The 14,100-nt window shown below is 66.4% G+C and carries 13 protein-coding genes and 1 pseudogene; 5 read left to right on the top strand and 9 right to left on the bottom strand.

The genetic code is table 11. The features are described from left to right. Position 1 precedes the first annotated feature (1 nt). Positions 2–787 carry a TatD family hydrolase gene (locus ABFA30_RS19385; RefSeq protein WP_410045807.1) on the top strand — a complete coding sequence of 262 codons (786 nt, stop codon included), beginning with the start codon at positions 2–4 and terminating at the stop codon, positions 785–787. 78 nt (positions 788–865) lie between these two features. On the opposite strand, the gene ABFA30_RS19390 is transcribed toward ABFA30_RS19385, so the two are convergent. The 5 genes and pseudogenes from ABFA30_RS19390 to ABFA30_RS19410 all read right to left on the bottom strand — a co-directional run bounded on the left by ABFA30_RS19390 (position 866) and on the right by ABFA30_RS19410 (position 6,762). After that, the gene (locus ABFA30_RS19390) at positions 866–1,579 is read right to left on the bottom strand and encodes a methyl-accepting chemotaxis protein (RefSeq protein ID WP_410046056.1); all 714 of its coding nucleotides are present in this window, start codon (positions 1,577–1,579) and stop codon (positions 866–868) included. 141 nt (positions 1,580–1,720) lie between these two features. Next, a pseudogene (locus ABFA30_RS19395) lies at positions 1,721–2,845 on the bottom strand (HAMP domain-containing protein); the annotation flags it as partial. Positions 2,846–3,003: 158 nt separating this feature from the next. Then, positions 3,004–3,834 carry a regulatory signaling modulator protein AmpE gene (gene ampE / locus ABFA30_RS19400; protein ID WP_225788557.1) on the bottom strand — a complete coding sequence of 277 codons (831 nt, stop codon included), beginning with the start codon at positions 3,832–3,834 and terminating at the stop codon, positions 3,004–3,006. Next, positions 3,831–4,397: a 1,6-anhydro-N-acetylmuramyl-L-alanine amidase AmpD gene (gene ampD, locus ABFA30_RS19405; protein WP_225788556.1), complete on the bottom strand. Its 567-nt coding sequence runs from the start codon at positions 4,395–4,397 to the stop codon at positions 3,831–3,833. Before ampD ends, ampE begins: the two co-directional genes overlap by 4 nt. Before the next feature lie 190 nt (positions 4,398–4,587). Next, a complete protein-coding gene (locus ABFA30_RS19410; protein ID WP_410045808.1) occupies positions 4,588–6,762 on the bottom strand; it encodes a DUF1631 domain-containing protein in 2,175 nt (724 codons plus the stop codon). Positions 6,763–7,006: 244 nt separating this feature from the next. Here ABFA30_RS19410 and nadC point away from each other — a divergent pair, with 244 nt between their 5' ends. After that, positions 7,007–7,855, top strand: coding sequence for a carboxylating nicotinate-nucleotide diphosphorylase (gene nadC / locus ABFA30_RS19415; protein WP_225788554.1), 849 nt, complete (start codon positions 7,007–7,009; stop codon positions 7,853–7,855). Positions 7,856–8,016: 161 nt separating this feature from the next. On the opposite strand, the gene trxB is transcribed toward nadC, so the two are convergent. Then, positions 8,017–8,979, bottom strand: coding sequence for a thioredoxin-disulfide reductase (trxB, locus tag ABFA30_RS19420; RefSeq protein ID WP_225788553.1), 963 nt, complete (start codon positions 8,977–8,979; stop codon positions 8,017–8,019). Between the two features lie 329 nt (positions 8,980–9,308). Between trxB and cysZ the strand changes: the two genes are divergently transcribed. Further along, positions 9,309–10,037, top strand: coding sequence for a sulfate transporter CysZ (gene cysZ, locus ABFA30_RS19425; protein WP_225788552.1), 729 nt, complete (start codon positions 9,309–9,311; stop codon positions 10,035–10,037). A 151-nt stretch (positions 10,038–10,188) separates the two neighbouring features. Further along, positions 10,189–11,406 carry a glycosyltransferase family 4 protein gene (locus ABFA30_RS19430; RefSeq protein WP_253167672.1) on the top strand — a complete coding sequence of 406 codons (1,218 nt, stop codon included), beginning with the start codon at positions 10,189–10,191 and terminating at the stop codon, positions 11,404–11,406. Here ABFA30_RS19430 and ABFA30_RS19435 read toward each other — a convergent pair. The 3 genes from ABFA30_RS19435 to ABFA30_RS19445 form a co-directional block, all read right to left on the bottom strand. After that, a complete protein-coding gene (locus ABFA30_RS19435; RefSeq protein WP_410045809.1) occupies positions 11,375–12,478 on the bottom strand; it encodes an NADH:flavin oxidoreductase in 1,104 nt (367 codons plus the stop codon). The genes ABFA30_RS19430 and ABFA30_RS19435 overlap by 32 nt on opposite strands. 197 nt (positions 12,479–12,675) lie before the next feature. Next, on the bottom strand, positions 12,676–13,158 hold the full coding sequence (locus ABFA30_RS19440; RefSeq protein ID WP_225788549.1) for a glutathione peroxidase: 483 nt from the start codon (positions 13,156–13,158) through the stop codon (positions 12,676–12,678). Between the two features lie 144 nt (positions 13,159–13,302). Continuing rightward, the gene (locus ABFA30_RS19445) at positions 13,303–13,788 is read right to left on the bottom strand and encodes a peptidylprolyl isomerase (RefSeq protein WP_225788548.1); all 486 of its coding nucleotides are present in this window, start codon (positions 13,786–13,788) and stop codon (positions 13,303–13,305) included. Between ABFA30_RS19445 and ABFA30_RS19450 the strand changes: the two genes are divergently transcribed. Further along, positions 13,787–14,089: a DUF3565 domain-containing protein gene (locus ABFA30_RS19450; protein WP_225788662.1), complete on the top strand. Its 303-nt coding sequence runs from the start codon at positions 13,787–13,789 to the stop codon at positions 14,087–14,089. The two genes, ABFA30_RS19445 and ABFA30_RS19450, sit on opposite strands and share 2 nt — an antisense overlap. The last annotated feature ends 11 nt before the right edge of the window (positions 14,090–14,100 follow it).

The following is a 14,100-nucleotide window of genomic DNA, read 5'->3' on the forward strand; positions in this document are numbered from 1 at the left end:
CATGCGCCTGATCGACACCCACACCCACCTGGACTTCCCCGACTTCGACGCCGACCGCGAGCGCCTGCTGGCCAACGCGGCGGCACGCGGGGTAGAGCGCCTGGTGGTGCTGGGGGTGTACCAGGCCAACTGGCAGCGGGTGTGGGACCTGGCCTGCGCGCACGGCAACCTGCATGCGGCACTCGGCTTGCACCCGGTGTACCTGGAGCAGCATCGCCCCGAACACCTGGCGCAGTTGCGCGACTGGCTCGAACGCCTGCGCGGCGACCCGCGCCTGTGCGCGGTGGGCGAGTTCGGCCTGGACTACTACCTGCCAGAGCTGGACACGGCGCGCCAGCAGGCGCTGTTCGAGGCCCAACTACAACTGGCCTGCGACTTCGAGCTGCCGGCCCTGCTGCACGTACGCCGCAGCCACGCCCAGGTGATCGCCACCCTCAAGCGCTACAAGCCTGCACGCGCCGGCATCATCCATGCCTTCGCCGGCAGCTACGAGGAGGCCCGCGAGTACATCAAGCTGGGCTTCAGGCTCGGGCTTGGCGGGGCCGCCACCTGGCCCCAGGCCCTGCGCCTGCGCAGGACGCTGCCCCGGTTGCCGCTCGAGAGCATCGTGCTGGAGACCGATGCACCAGACATGGCGCCGACGATGTTTCCCGGCATGCGCAACAGCCCGGAGCACCTGCCGGAGATTGCCGGGGCGCTGGCCGACGTGATCGGCATCGAAGCCGAACGGCTGGCTGAAGCCAGCAGCCGCAATGCCTGTGAGCTGTTTGGTTGGTCTTTCAGTTAAGCGGGACTCTGTAATCCTGGGCTGCTTTGCAGCCCAATCGCCGACAAGCCGGCGATTGGGCCGGTACAGACAAGACAACTAGACGCGAAACGCCCCGATCAGGCGCTTGAGCTCCAACACCTGCTCCGACAATGCACGGCTGGCTTCTTCGGTCTGGCAAGCACCGGCGGTGGTGTCCTGGGCGGCGCGGTTGATCGCCACGATGTTCTGGTCGATATCGTGGGCCACCGCGGTCTGCTGCTCGACAGCCGCGGCGATCTGCTGGTTCTGCTCGACGATACCGCCCACCGCACCGAGGATGTTGCCCAACGCCTGCTGCACCTGACGCGCTTCATCGACCGTGCCCGCCGCCATCTGGTGGCTGCTGCCCATCGCCTCGACCGCCGCGCCGACACCTGCCTGCAGGCGCTGGATCATCTGGGCGATCTCCTCGGTGGAGTCCTGGGTGCGCCGGGCCAGGGTGCGTACCTCGTCGGCGACCACCGCAAAGCCCCTGCCCTGCTCGCCCGCCCGGGCCGCCTCGATGGCAGCGTTGAGCGCCAGCAGGTTGGTCTGCTCGGCGATGCTGCGGATCACCTCCAGCACCCGCCCGATGGCCTGGCTGTCGCTGGCCAGTTGATTGACCGCGACCACCGTCTGGTCGATCTCCCCGGCCAGGCGGGCGATGCTGTCCTGCTGGCTGGCCACCAGCCCACGGCCTGTGGCGCTCTCGCGATTGACCTGTTGCGCGCCTTCGGCGGCCAGTGCCGCGCTGCGGGCGACTTCCAGGGCCGTGGCGCTCATCTGGTTCATCGCCGTGGCGACCTGTTCGATCTGCTCGCGCTGGCCGCTGACCGCCTGGTTGCTGCGCTCGGAGACCACCAGCACCTGGCCAGCCTGCTCCTCGACCAGCGACACGGTCCGACCGACCTGGCCGATCAGCTCGCGGATACGCCGCACGGTCTCGTTGAACCCCTGGCCCAGCTCACCCAACTCGTCGCGGCTGTTGGCCTGGAGGCTCACGGTCATGTCGCCGGCGGCGAGCTTGTCCATGGCCGTGCCCAGGCGGCCGAGGGTTTGGCGGATGGACACGTAGAAGCCGCCATAGAGGTAGGTGATCAGGACCAGCACCGTGGCCAACGCGGCGACCAGGGCGCCCATGCGCAGGCGATGCTCGCCCAGGCGGTCCTGCAGTTGCACCTGCAAGTGGACAAGGATGGCGTCATTGAGGCGGTAGGTCTGGCCCATCAGCTCGCTGGCCTGCTGGTAGAAGCCCAGCCAGGGCGCATCCAGGGTCTCGGCGACCACCACCTGATCCTCGAACATCGTGGCGGCCTGCTTCACCGAGGCCTGGCTGGCTTGTGCCTGCCCGGCCAGCTCGGCCCTGACCCGCTCGTCGCTGGCCAGGGCATCCTCCAGGCGCACGGCGTAATCGGCCGCAAGGCGCTCCAGGCGTTGCAGCAGGTCTTCGAAGCGGGCACTGCCGGAGGAGTCGATGAAGCCACGGCCCAAGGCCATGGCCCCTATCGCCCGGCCCTCGCCCAGGGTCTGGGTGACCTGGGCGGTGGCGCTACCGAGCAGCTCGCTCAACTGGCGCACCGAGGCCTGGCTGTCCTGGCTCAGGCCAGACTGGCTGGCCACCTGCTTGGCCAGGACCTGGGCCTGGACCAATAGCTTGTCGAACCAGGCCGCCTTGTTCTGCAGGGAGGACTCGTTGCGCGCACGGGCGAAGAGCGCCTCCAGCTCCCCGCGCCTGGCCTCGAGCTGCGGGTCGCTCACCGACAAGTCCTGTAGCTCGGCGGCGACTTTGTCCTGGAGTGCGGCTATGCGCCCCTCCACATCGCCGGCCTGGCCCGACTGGCCGAGCACCGCATTGATCTGCAAGAGGTTGCCCAGGGCCTCCAGGTCACCACGCAGGGTCAGGACGCTGGCTAGGGGCGCGAGCCCCTGAAGTTCTGTGCGGGTGACATGGAACTGGTCGTAGGCGTCGCGGACCAGGTAGAAGCTGGTGACCAGCATGGGCAGGAAGAACAGGGCGCTGATCAGGCTGAACTTCAGGCCGAAGCTCAGCCGGTTCATCAGTGCGATGGCCGGATGGAGCAGATGCTTCACGGGTCACCTCCTTGGATTCTTGTTGTTATACGGGGTAGCACTAAGCCATCAAGGGCCTGCCACCTTGTATAACGCAGATCGAACCCAAGGTTTGTAACTTAAGGTTAAGCGGCCTGGCACGCCGCTCAGACCAGCACCGTCCACAACGCAAAGCAGGCGTACCACAGCACCGCGCAACGCAGCAGCAGTTCCCAGAGGCTGTCGAGCCGCCCCAGGCCACGCTGGCTGTCTTCCTCGTCGGGGATGTCGTCCGCCACCCGCCCTACCCGGGCCACCAGGTGGCCGGCGCTGATGTGCCAATTGAGCAGTTCGTGCAGCATCAGGCGCATCACCGCGACGAAGTTGCCGACCAGGGCGAAACTCAGCGCCAATACCCGCACCGGCAGCCAGTCCATGGCATGGCGCAGTTGCTCGGCCCGCTCCTTGAGCGCCGGCTGGCGGCTGTTGCCGGCCGTGAGGGCCAGCAGGCGATAGGCCAGGGCCGCACCGGGCCCCAGCAGGAAATACCAGAAGATCACGGCGAAGAAGCTCTGGTACGCCTGCCACAGCAGGTAGCCCTGGACCCGCGTCATCAAGCACTGGGGATCGTCGGCGCCCAGGCCCAGGTCACGCTCGGCCACATGCAGCGCGGCCTGTTCGTCGCCGCGTCGCCAGGCATCGCGGAACGGCCCGAGGGCCGCCTTGGCGTCACCACGGCCGAGGCTGTAGATCAGCACCAGCAGGTGCACCGGCAACGCCAGCAGGCCATAGGCCACCGGTTCCAGGACATGCAGCAGCAACACCAGGAGCGCCACCGGTGCCAGGACCAGGATGGCCAGGGTCCACCAGGGATGCACCTTGCCGCTGCGCTCCAGGCGCACCAGTTCGCCGAGAAAGAAACCATCGCGCTGCAAACGCTGACGCAGGGCGGAGAACTTCTCGACCCAGAGAATCAGCACCAACACCAGAAAACTCATGCCTTGTCCTCGTTGTCTTGCAGCGCTGCACGGTAGCGGCGCCAGTCGAAAGCCGGGCCCGGATCGGTCTTGCGCTGCGGGGCGATATCGCTATGGCCACAGATGCGGCCCAGGCCGATGACCGGCCAGGCACGGCGGATCTCCCGGGTCAACTGCTCCAGGGCGGCGTACTGGGCATCGGTATAGGGCAGCTCGTCGGTGCCTTCCAGCTCGATGCCGATGGAAAAGTCGTTGCACCCTTCTCGCCCGTCGAAGCATGAAACGCCCGCATGCCAGGCCCGGTCCAGCAGCGACACGAACTGGGTCACCGCGCCGTCACGTTCGACGAACAGGTGCGCCGACACCGTCAGGTGGCGGATGCCTTCGAAATAGGGATGCTCGGCCGGATCGAGGCGGTTCTGGAAGAACTGCTGGACCTTGCCGGTGCCGAAGCAGGCCGGCGGCAGGCTGATGTTGTGGATGACCAGCAGGGAAATGGCTTCGCCTTCGGGGCGGGCGTTGAAGTTTGGCGAAGGGCAGTGGGTGACGCCGGAAAACCAGCCTGTCGCACGGTCCAATTGCATGGAGCAGATCCTGAAAGTCGCCAGGGATGGGCTGCCAGTATGCCCGGAGGCTGGCGTGGTTGCATGTAAATGATCGTTCGGGGGCCGCTTTGCAGCCCATTCGCGGGCAAGCCCGCTCCCACAGGGGCCCCGATGCGGTTTGCAGGGCCCCTGTGTGGGCTTGCCGGCGATGGGCGCGCAGCGGCCCCTCTCACAACGCCTGCTGGCAACGCAGCCTGTCGAGCACCGCCTCCAGGGCACGCTCGAACAACAGCCCATCGTCCAGCACCCGTACCTCCCCCCTGCGTAGGGCCAAGGCCAGGCCAGCACGATTCCACTCGCGCACCTTCATGCCGGTACGGTTGGCGAAGACGAAACGCTCGCTGCTGTCGATCCGCGCCACCAGTTTGCAACGTAGCGGCGGCTGCTCGTCGAGCACCTCGACCCAGGTACCGATGCGCAGGCGCTGCACCTGCCGCCACTCGGGCCCTTGCTCGTCCGGCTGCAACAAGGGGCCGCAAGCCGACTCTTCGGCGATGGCCAGGACGATTTCCTCGGCCACCAGCACCTGCGGCACAGACAGCCCCTCCCCCGCTGGCGACACGTCTGGCCCGGCCAGGGCCCGTAGGTGCAACTGCTCCAGTTGCAGGAAGAATTCGCGGGTCGCCGCCGAGTCCAGCACCACACCGGCCAACCCATCACGCAACGCCTTGAGCAGGCCGGGCACCTGCTGCAACAGCCGCTCACGCGCCTGGGCCTCCCGGTGCGGGGCAATGCTCGCCAGCAACGCATCCATGGTCGCCAGCCCTGCGCGCCAGGCCGCGGACGCCTCGCCCTGCTTGAGCCAGGCCAGCAACAGGACCTGGCTCCAGCCCTGCACCAGCATCTGCACCACCACCTGCGGCAAGTACTTGCCGTGCAGGCGCTGGTTGAGCGCCTGCTGCACCTGCTGGCGCGCCAGCAGCGTGCGGGCACGGCCCTCCTCGGCATCGCGGGTACGTTGTTCGAGCAACTCGTTGCGGCGCCGTTCCTCATGGCTGAAGGCGAGGAAGTCCTCGAGCAGCTCGGCGAACAACGCCAGATCGTCGACAAAGTCGTTGAGCAGGCGCTGGACGATACGCTCCACGCGCAGGTGCAGGCTGTCGCGCAGGCCTTCGCCATTGTCCTCCCCGCCGATCGCGAGCATCGCGATCTCGTTGAGCAGCCGCCGGGCCGGATGGCTGGCACGGCTGAACAGCCCTTTGTCGAGCAGGGCCACCTTGAGCAGGGGGATATGCAGCCGCGCGAGCAGGGCGCGCACGCTCGGCGGCAGGTTGGCGTCGGCCTGGATGAAGTCGAACAGCAGGCCCACCAGGTTGATCGTATCTTCGTCCGCAGTGGCGATGCAGCGACGGGTACCGCTGCGCACGCTGACACGCAGGAGCAACTGCTCCAACTGCTGGCCGAGGTCGAAGTCATCGTCCTCGGTAGTCGCCGGCACGTAGTGCTGCAGGTGCGAGAGCAGGCGTAGCAGGTCGGCGGTGCTGATCGGTTGCGCCGTGGCAACGCGCTGCAGGCGCGGGGCGACACGCCCGCGGGTGGGCGCCAGCAGGTCCTGCAGCGAATCGAAAAAGGCCTGGCCCGCGTTGTCCAATTCCACCTCTTCAGCGCTGGGTAGGCTAGCCAGCCCACGGCGGGGCGCCGGGCGGTGGTCATCGGCACGGCGGCGCGGTGGCGGCTTGAGTGCAGGCAGCACGTCGGCGGCGGCAAGCAGTTGGTTGGCCTGTTCGTAGAGCAGGTCGACATCGCGCAGGACATAGCGCTCGAACAGCCTGAGCAAGATCAGCTTGACCCGCGGGCCTACTCCCAGGTTTCGCCCGGCCGCCAGGAAATAGCCGCACAGGCTGTCCGGCCCCAGGGGGTTGCAGCGCGCCTCCAACGCCTGGCCGAGCAGTGCCTGGAAACGCAGCCCCAACTGCTCGAGCGCACCCCCCTCACGGGACAGCACCCGGGCGACCATCGCTTCGACGACCGCGGCGCGCTCCAATTGTACCCTGCCCTGCGACGCGTCGGCCGCCGTCAGGCACTGCCGGGCATCCGCCTGGCCAAGGCGCGAGAAGGTGTCGTAGAAACTGTCGAGAAAACCCCGCTCGATGCTCTTGCGCTTGAGCCTTACGTCGCGCATGGCTTCGAAGTACAGGTTCTGCTCGAAGCGCTCGCCGGCCTTGTCGGCCATTTCGAAGAGGGTGTCGTCGGCGTTGTCGAACAGCACCTGCAGCCCCCGGCGCAGTTGCAACGCCGCCTGGTCGCGCACCTGCAGGAGCAGCACCGGAAGGCAAGGCAAGGGCGTATGCGCCGCCCGGTCGATGGCGGCCGCCAAGGGCACCACCTTGCCGTCTTCATGCATCCCGGACTCCTTGCTGGATGATTCTGTTCAATGGGACAGGTAACCGTCAAAGCCATGACGCCAAATACAAGGCGCCATTATCAGAAAAAAATCCGACAGCTTCCAGCGCGCAGTTCGCACGCCCCACACTGACCATGAATTCCGGCAAACGCTCATTCATCCTGACCAAAGGTCACGGCCCAGGCTGCTGTACAGCAGCCCCCCCTGCCCTATAATCGCCGGCACCTAGCTTGTGGAGCCGACCATGCCGAACCTACGCCTCGCCGACCTGACCGCCGAAATCGAAGCCAACGTGCGCCGCGCACTGCTGGAAGACATCGGCAGCGGCGACATCACCGCCCAGCTGATCCCGGCCGAGCGCCTGGCCAAGGCGACCATCATCACCCGCGAGGACTGCATGATCGCCGGTACCGCCTGGGTCGATGCGGTGTTCCGCCAGCTCGACCCTCGGGTGGCAGTGCACTGGCAGGTGGCCGATGGCGAGCGGGCCAGCGCCAACCAGGCGCTGTTCCACCTCGAAGGCCCGGCTCGCTCGCTGCTCAGCGGCGAGCGCACGGCGCTGAACTTCCTGCAGATGCTCTCGGGCGTGGCGACCCGCGCTCGCCTGCTCGCCGACCTGGTGGAAGGCACCCAGGTGCGCCTGCTCGACACCCGCAAGACCCTGCCCGGCCTGCGCCTGGCGCAGAAGTACGCGGTCACTTGCGGCGGCTGCCACAATCACCGCATCGGGCTGTACGACGCCTTCCTGATCAAGGAAAACCATATTGCCGCCAGCGGCGGCATCGCCGAGGCGATCACTGCGGCGCACCGCATCGCCCCGGGCAAGCCGGTGGAGATCGAAGTCGAGAGCCTGGACGAGCTGCGCCAGGCACTGGCGGGCGGGGCCGATATCGTCATGCTCGACGAGCTGACCCTCGACGAAATGCGCGAAGCCGTGCGCATCACCGCTGGCAAGGCCAAGCTGGAGGCCAGTGGCGGTGTGAACGAAAGCACCCTGCGGGTGATTGCCGAGACGGGGGTGGACTACATCTCCATTGGCGCGATGACCAAGGATGTGAAGGCGGTGGACCTGTCCATGCGCCTGAGCCTGTGAGCTGACCTGCGCGCCTTCATCACGACACAAGGCCGCTCCCACGGATACGGCGCTCGATTGCAGAGCGGCGCGGTATCCGCAGGAGCGGCCTTGTGTCGTGATAGGGCTGCAAAACAGCCCTATCAGGTGCCTGGCTCCAGCCCCCTTGAAGGGGCTGGCACTCAGAACGAAGCGTTCGCCAGACCGTCCAGGTAACGCTCGACGTCCAACGCGGCCATGCAGCCGGCGCCAGCGGAGGTGATCGCCTGGCGATAGACGTGGTCGGCCACGTCGCCCGCGGCGAACACACCCTCGACGTTGGTGGCGGTGGCATTGCCCTCACGGCCGCCGTTGACCACCAGGTAGCCGTCCTTGAGGGTCAGCTGACCTTCGAACAGCGAGGTGTTCGGGGTATGGCCAATGGCGATGAACACGCCGTCGACCTTGATCTCGTCGCTGCTGCCGTCGTTGTTCTTCAGGCGCGCACCGGTCACGCCCATGTCATCACCCAGCACTTCGTCCAGGGTGGCGTTGAGCTTGAGCTCGATCTTGCCTTCGGCCACGCGGGCGTGCAGCTTGTCGACCAGGATCTTCTCGGCGCGGAAGGTATCGCGACGGTGCACCAGGGTCACCTTGCTGGCGATGTTGGCCAGGTACAGGGCCTCTTCCACGGCAGTGTTGCCACCACCGACCACGGCCACCGGCTTGTTGCGATAGAAGAAACCGTCGCAGGTAGCGCAGGCCGAAACGCCCTTGCCCATGAACGCTTCTTCCGAAGGCAGGCCCAGGTAGCGAGCGCTGGCACCGGTGGCGACGATCAGTGCATCGCAGGTGTAGGTGCCGCTGTCGCCCTGCAGGGTGAACGGCTTGCTGGCCAGGTCAACGGCATTGATGTGGTCGAAGACGATCTCGGTCTCGAAACGCTCGGCGTGTTCCTGCATGCGCTGCATCAGGGCCGGGCCGGTCAGGCCATGGGGGTCGCCCGGCCAGTTGTCGACTTCGGTGGTGGTGGTCAACTGGCCGCCGGCCTGCATGCCGGTGATCAGCAACGGCTTGAGGTTGGCACGGGCCGCATAGACCGCAGCGCTGTAACCGGCAGGGCCGGAACCGAGGATGATGACGCGCGAATGACGTACTTCAGACATGTCGAACTCCTGTGGAGCGGGACGCACGAGGCCGGCATCGATGTGCCGGTGGCACCAGCTGGAATTAAAAGGGGCCCGCGCAGCACTTGGGGAAGGCTACTACGCGCAGGCCCGGAAACCTAAAGTTGAGCGCACTTTAGCGAGGTGGCAGAGATTAAGGAAATATCCTTCGACAATCCACCTTATAGACAACCTCTATCTACAGACAAAACCGATGGAAACCGACCGCTGTGCTTTGTTACAGCCCGTTTCCCCATGCCCTGACACCTTTCGTCGGCGCGGCAAACTCGGTAAGGTCAGCGCGTTTTCCCTTTATCCGGAGCGTCTCGATGCAAGCCCCCGTCCTCTCTGGCCCCCAGTACCTGCGCGAAGGGCTGAAACTGGTCATGAGCCCGAACCTGCGGCTGTTCGTCCTGCTGCCCCTGGCGGTCAACCTGCTGCTGTTCGGCGGCCTGATCTACTTCGCCGCGCACCAGTTCAGCCTGTGGGTCGACGCACTGATGCCGAGCCTGCCGGACTGGCTGGGCTTTCTCAGCTACATCCTCTGGCCGCTGTTCGTCGTCCTGGTGATCCTGATGGTGTTCTTCACCTTCACCCTGGTGGCGAACGTGATCGCCGCCCCCTTCAACGGCTTCCTCGCCGAGAAGGTCGAGGTGGTGGTGCGCGGCGAAGACAACTTCCCGGCCTTCAGCTGGGGCGAACTGGCGGCCATGGTGCCGCGCACCTTCGGCCGCGAGATGCGCAAGCTCGGCTATTTCCTGCCACGGGCCATCGGCCTGTTCATCCTGTCGCTGATTCCGGTGGTCAACGTGATCGCGGCGCCCCTGTGGCTGATTTTCGGTATCTGGATGATGGCTATCCAGTACATCGACTACCCGGCGGACAACAACAAGATGAGCTGGCAGGACATGCTCGCCTGGCTGCGCGAAAAACGCTGGCAGTCGCTGGGGTTTGGCGGGATCACCTACCTGGCGCTGATGATCCCGCTGGTGAACGTGCTGATGATGCCGGCGGCGGTGGCCGGGGCCACGCTGTTCTGGGTGCGTGAGCGTCGTTGAAATCCTGGGCTGCTGTGCAGCCCATCGCCGCCAAGCCAGTTCCCACAGGGCGCCGAGTCGATCACAGATGATGTGGCTTTGCAGGCCCCTGTAACCTGTCCATCACAAGACCGTCACAGGGCCGCAACCCTGTAGGCGGACACTTTTCGCCATGAATACACCGGCCCTGCGCATCACCCTCGTCAGCGAGACCTTCCCACCCGAGATCAACGGCGTGGCCAACACCCTTGGCCGATTGAGCGAGGGCTTGCGCCAGCGCGGGCATCAGGTGGCACTGGTGCGCCCACGCCAGGCGAGCGACGCTGCCGCCCACGGCGACGACGACCTGCTGCTCTGCCGAGGCTGGGCACTGCCCGGTTACCCGGGCCTGCAATGGGGCGAGATCTCCATGCATACCCTGCTGCGACGCTGGCGCCGGCAGCGGCCAGACGTCCTGTACATCGCCACGGAGGGGCCGCTGGGCCTCAGCGCCCTGCGCGCCGCACGGCGCCTGGGCATCGCGGTGGTCAGTGGCTTCCATACCAACTTCCCGCAGTATTCCGGGCAATACGGCCTGGGTCTGTTGACCCGCCTGCTCACCCATTACCTGCGCTGGTTCCACCGGCGTACCGCGACCACCCTGGTGCCCAGCGCCAGCCAGCGGCTGGAGCTGGAGCGGCGCGGTTTCGAGCGCCTGGCCCTGATGGCCCGTGGCGTCGATGCCTGCCTGTTCAATCCGGCCAAACGCAGCCAGGCACTGCGTGATAGCTGGGGCCTGGGCCCGGACGACATTGCCGTGCTGCATGTCGGCCGCCTGGCCGCGGAAAAGAATCTCAACCTGTTGCGCCCTTGCCTGGAGGCCTTGTGCAAGGCTTATCCACAACGGCGCATGCGCCTGGTCATCGTGGGTGACGGGCCGCAGCGCGAGCTGCTCGAACAGCAGTTGCCCGATGCCGTCTTCTGCGGTGCGCAACGCGGCGAAGTGTTGGCCGAACACTACGCCAGCGGCGACCTGTTTCTGTTCCCCAGCCTGACCGAGACCTTCGGCAACGTGGTCCTCGAAGCGCTGGCCTCGGGCTTGGCCGTCGTCGCCTACGACGAGGCCGCGGCCGCCCAGCATATCCGCCACGGCCACAGCGGGGCCCTGGCCATGCCTGGCGACCAAGCGGCGTTCATCGATGCCGCGTGCTGGCTGCTGGAAGAAAGCGAAACCTTGCGCCGGGTCCGCCTCAATGCCCGCCAGCATGCCAGCCGTCAGGGCTGGTCGGCGATCGTCGAACAGTTCGAGGGGCACCTGTACAGCGCCTGCCGGCAGGCGAGCACCCCGGAGCGCCAGGCCACGGCCACGCCTCTGGCGATCAAGCCAGGCTCGACAGCGCCTCGCGGCTGAACGGCAGCACCTCCTGCTCACGGCCGTCGCGGACCTTCTGCGCCCACTGCGGGTCGACCAGCAACGCGCGGCCCACAGCCACCAGGTCGAACTCCTGGTCCTGCAACCGACGCAGCAACCCCTCCAGGCTGGCGGGCTTGGCCACCTTGTCGGTGTCCACCATGAACTGCAGGAACTCGCCCTCCAGGCCGACGCTGCCGACCGTGATCGTGGGCTTGCCGGTGAGTTGGCGGGTCCAGCCGGCCAGGTTCAGCGCCGCCCCTGGGAATTCGGGCTCCCAGAAGCGTCGGGTGGAGCAGTGGAAGATATCCACCCCGGCCTCGGCCAGGGGCGCGAGGAACGCCACCAGCGCCTCGGGCGTCTCGACCAGGCGGGCACTGTAGTCCTGCTGTTTCCACTGGGAGAAGCGGAAGATGATCGGGAAATCCGAGCCCACTGCCGCACGCACGGCCTGGATCAGCTCGATGGCGAAACGCGAACGACCCGCCAGGTCGCCACCGTATTCGTCACTGCGCTGGTTGCTCGCCGCCCAGAAGAACTGGTCGATCAGGTAGCCATGGGCGCCGTGGATCTCCACGCCGTCCATGCCGATGGCCTGGGCATCGCGGGCGGCCTGGGCGAAGGCGGCGATCACCTCGCGGATATCCTCATGGCTCATCTGCTGGACCAGGACCTTGCCATCCTTGACCTTGCCGCTCGGCCCGTAGCCCGGCACGTTGCTGTCCGGCTCGGTGCCCAGGCGGCGTACGCTGCCGACGTGCCAGAGCTGCGGGACGATGCGCCCACCCTCGGCATGCACCGCGTCGACGACCTTCTTCCAGCCGGCCAGGGCGTCTTCGCCATGAAAGCGCGGGACGTTGGCATAGCCGTTGGCGGCCTTGTGCGCGACCGTGGTGCCTTCGCTGATGATCAGCCCGACACCGGCCGCGGCGCGGCGTCGGTAGTACTCCACCACGCCCTCGTGGGGCACGCCGCCGGGGCAGAAGGTGCGGGTCATCGGGGCCATGACCACACGGGTCGACAATTCGAGGGTGCCGAGGGTGAAGGGCTGGAACAGGGGGTGGGTGGACATGCGGCGCTCCCAGGGATGAAGAAATGCGCCTGAGCTTAGGGCGAGGGGAGTGGCAGGCCCAGCATCATTGATTCGGGTGATTGGCAGGTATGGGCTGGGAACCTGGGGCTGCAAGCAGCCCCAACCTCAATGGCCCGGTGCAAGCCCAAGGCGCCTGCAAGCCACATCATGTGTGATCGCCCCGGTCCCTGTGGGAATCAACCCAGCGCCTTCTCGATCGCCTGCACCACGCTCGGATCGTCTGGTGCGGTGCGCGGTGCGAAGCGGGCCAGGACGCGGCCATCCTTGCCGACCAGAAACTTCTCGAAGTTCCAGGTGATGTCGCCAGGAAACTCCGCCCCCTCGCCCGCCAGCAGGCGGTACAGCGAGTGACGCTGCGGGCCGTTGACCTCCAGCTTGGCGCCCAGGGGGAAGCTCACACCGTAGTTCAGGCTGCAGAATTCCTGGATCTCCTTCTCGCTGCCCGGCTCCTGGCCGGCAAACTGGTTGCACGGCAGGCCAAGAACGTTGAACCCCCTGTCCTTGAATTTCTGGTACAGGTTCTCCAGGGCCTTGTACTGTGGGGTCAGGCCACACCTGGAGGCGACATTGACCACCAGCACCACCTGGTCCTTGAACGGAGCCAGGGGCAGTTCCCCGCCGTTGAGCGCCTGCAGTGTCAGGTCGTGAAATGCACTCATGATGAACTCCCCTCTCAGGTTCCTGGTTGCCGCAGGGGCGAATCCCGCCCACTAAAAAGGCGCGCGGCCAAACCGTTCACCCTCGTCGAGGGGAGTCCGGCTTGCCCGAGCGCCTGGCGACTTCCTGAGCTTAGCGCAGAAAGATCAGTGGTGATGGCCACCTTCGCCGTGGATGTGGCGGTGGGCGATCTCTTCGTCGCTGGCATCACGCACATCGACCACCTTGACCTTGAAGTTCAGGCGCTGGCCGGCCAGCGGGTGGTTGCCGTCAACGGTGATGTCGTCGCCGTCGATGTCGCGGATGGTGACGATCTGCATCTGGCCGTCCGGCGCCGAGGCGTGGAACTGCATGCCCACTTCCAGTTGGTCGACGCCTTCGAACAGGCTGCGGTTCAGGGTGCTGACCAGTTCGGCCAGGTACTCGCCGTAGGCTTGCTCGGGCTCGACGGTGACGTTCAGCTCATCGCCAGCCTGCTTGCCTTCCAGGGCTTTCTCCAGGCCCGGGATGATGTTGGCGGCACCGTGCAGGTACACCAGCGGCGCACCGCCGGCGGAGCTGTCGATGACCTCCCCGGCGTCGTTGGTCAGGGTATAGTCGATGGAGACAGCCTTGTTGGCGGCGATCAGCATGGGGCAAGACCTTTTGCAAAAGAATGTAGAGCGAACAAGTGTAACCAAGGCACCGCCTGAATGCGAACGCGCGACGGACGAGCAGCGCCCCATCAGTCGGATCATCGGGTTCCACCAGGACGAGGACGGCCACTGGGTGGTCGATCTGTCCTGCGGCCATACCCAGCACCTGCGCCACCAGCCACCGTGGCAGGCACGCCCGTGGGTGCTCGATCGACGCGAACGCGAGCGGCGCATCGGCCAGGCGTTCGCCTGCGGCTGGTGCGCTCAGGGGGCCGATAGCGATACCCTTGGCCGTTGATTCCTTGCACC

It is taken from the genome of Pseudomonas sp. HLMP, assembly GCF_046365545.1.
Taxonomy (GTDB): domain Bacteria; phylum Pseudomonadota; class Gammaproteobacteria; order Pseudomonadales; family Pseudomonadaceae; genus Aquipseudomonas; species Aquipseudomonas guariconensis_B.

Coding starts and splice junctions, on each gene's coding strand:
- ABFA30_RS19385 (WP_410045807.1), top strand. CDS start 2: ATGCGCCTGATCGACACCCACACCCACCTGGACTTCCCCGACTTCGAC.
- ABFA30_RS19390 (WP_410046056.1), bottom strand. CDS start 1,579: ATGAACCAGATGAGCGCCACGGCCCTGGAAGTCGCCCGCAGCGCGGCA.
- ampE (WP_225788557.1), bottom strand. CDS start 3,834: ATGAGTTTTCTGGTGTTGGTGCTGATTCTCTGGGTCGAGAAGTTCTCC.
- ampD (WP_225788556.1), bottom strand. CDS start 4,397: ATGCAATTGGACCGTGCGACAGGCTGGTTTTCCGGCGTCACCCACTGC.
- ABFA30_RS19410 (WP_410045808.1), bottom strand. CDS start 6,762: ATGCATGAAGACGGCAAGGTGGTGCCCTTGGCGGCCGCCATCGACCGG.
- nadC (WP_225788554.1), top strand. CDS start 7,007: ATGCCGAACCTACGCCTCGCCGACCTGACCGCCGAAATCGAAGCCAAC.
- trxB (WP_225788553.1), bottom strand. CDS start 8,979: ATGTCTGAAGTACGTCATTCGCGCGTCATCATCCTCGGTTCCGGCCCT.
- cysZ (WP_225788552.1), top strand. CDS start 9,309: ATGCAAGCCCCCGTCCTCTCTGGCCCCCAGTACCTGCGCGAAGGGCTG.
- ABFA30_RS19430 (WP_253167672.1), top strand. CDS start 10,189: ATGAATACACCGGCCCTGCGCATCACCCTCGTCAGCGAGACCTTCCCA.
- ABFA30_RS19435 (WP_410045809.1), bottom strand. CDS start 12,478: ATGTCCACCCACCCCCTGTTCCAGCCCTTCACCCTCGGCACCCTCGAA.
- ABFA30_RS19440 (WP_225788549.1), bottom strand. CDS start 13,158: ATGAGTGCATTTCACGACCTGACACTGCAGGCGCTCAACGGCGGGGAA.
- ABFA30_RS19450 (WP_225788662.1), top strand. CDS start 13,787: ATGGGGCAAGACCTTTTGCAAAAGAATGTAGAGCGAACAAGTGTAACC.
- ABFA30_RS19445 (WP_225788548.1), bottom strand. CDS start 13,788: ATGCTGATCGCCGCCAACAAGGCTGTCTCCATCGACTATACCCTGACC.